A 1,379-nucleotide genomic window follows, 5' to 3' on the forward strand; every position below is an offset into this window, starting at 1 on the left:
AGCTGTCACTCAGGCGATCGAGCTGTCACTCAGGCGATCGAGCTGTCACTCAGGCGATCGAGCTGTCACTCAGGCGATCGAGCTGTCACTCAGGCGAGCTTACCTTCTTCTTGGTAAATCTAAAGAAACAAGAAAGTTTCTGACGCTTGGTGCAAGTTTCAGTGGAAAGTGCTGTTTAAGGACATCAGAAATTGGTGAAGTTGGCCCGCCCCTTAGACTGCATAAGTCTGTTGCGTAGATAAGCTCCCATTACTGATGACAGGCGCACATTAAGCTGGACAGTATCTTAGGCTCTCGCTCTTGTGATCGGGAAAGCCTGCATTGACAAGGTTAGTCTTCAATTGCCTGTCGGTTCGTTCATAAATCGGAGTATATTGGGAGCCAAAAATGACATCAACAGTCTTAGGCATAGACATCAGTAAAAAAGACTTTTATGTCTCATTGCTGACTGAAAGTCGTGCGACTAAACCCAAAAAGTTTACTAACAATACTCAAGGGTTTGAGAGTTTACATAACTGGCTCAAACAACAAAATGTAGTCGAGATCCATGCTTGTATGGAAGCTACTAGCATTTACGGGGACGCTTTAGCCGAATTCCTCTATGGGGCTGGCTTTCAGGTAAGTATCGTCAATCCGGCCCGGATTAAAGGGTTTGCTAAAAGCGAACTTCTGCGAACTAAAACCGACTCCGTAGATGCAGCACTGATTGCTCGTTTTTGTGCGGCGATGAAACCCGATCTGTGGACACCAACCGCGCCTGAAATCAAGGAATTACAAGCTTTGCTGCGACGGCTCGAATCTGTCACAGAAATGATGACGAGCGAACAAAACCGTTTGGAGACAGCTACGCCAACTGTTGCTGGGCTTACCCTTGCACATTTGGAGTACCTACAAGAGCAACAAAAACTAATCAAAAAACTGATTAGCGACCATTTTGACCAACATCCACATTTAAAACAACAGCGTGACCTATTGACCTCAATTCCTGGAATTGGTGAACAGACGGCCTCGGTATTGTTAGCTGAAATTCGTGATGTTTCCGATTACAACAATGCCCGTCAACTAGCCGCTTATGCAGGCTTGACTCCCTGTGAACGTAGTTCTGGGACTTCTGTTAAAGGCAAAACTCGTTTGTCATGCACCGGCAATGTCCGGCTGCGAAAAGCGTTGTATTTGCCGGCTGTAGTGGCAATGCGTTACAACCCCTTGCTGAAAGCTATGAGCGAGAGATTATTGGGTCGCGGAAAGGTCAAAATGCAGGTGATTGGTGCGCTGATGAGGAAACTGGTGCATTTGGCTTTTGGGATTTTAAAATCCCAAAAGCCTTTCGACCCCAATTATTTGACTGCTACCCCTTGACAGGTCAAGACAGTATCTAC

The 1,379-nt window shown here is 46.3% G+C and carries 1 protein-coding gene; it reads left to right on the forward strand.

Annotated features, from left to right (window positions below; genetic code table 11):
- Positions 1-387: 387 nt before the first annotated feature.
- Positions 388-1,359: a transposase gene (locus QUB26_RS31735; protein ID WP_333247066.1), complete on the forward strand. Its 972-nt coding sequence runs from the start codon at positions 388-390 to the stop codon at positions 1,357-1,359.
- Positions 1,360-1,379: the final 20 nt, after the last annotated feature.

The organism is Microcoleus sp. B4-C1 (assembly GCF_036705285.1).
GTDB lineage: Bacteria > Cyanobacteriota > Cyanobacteriia > Cyanobacteriales > Microcoleaceae > Microcoleus.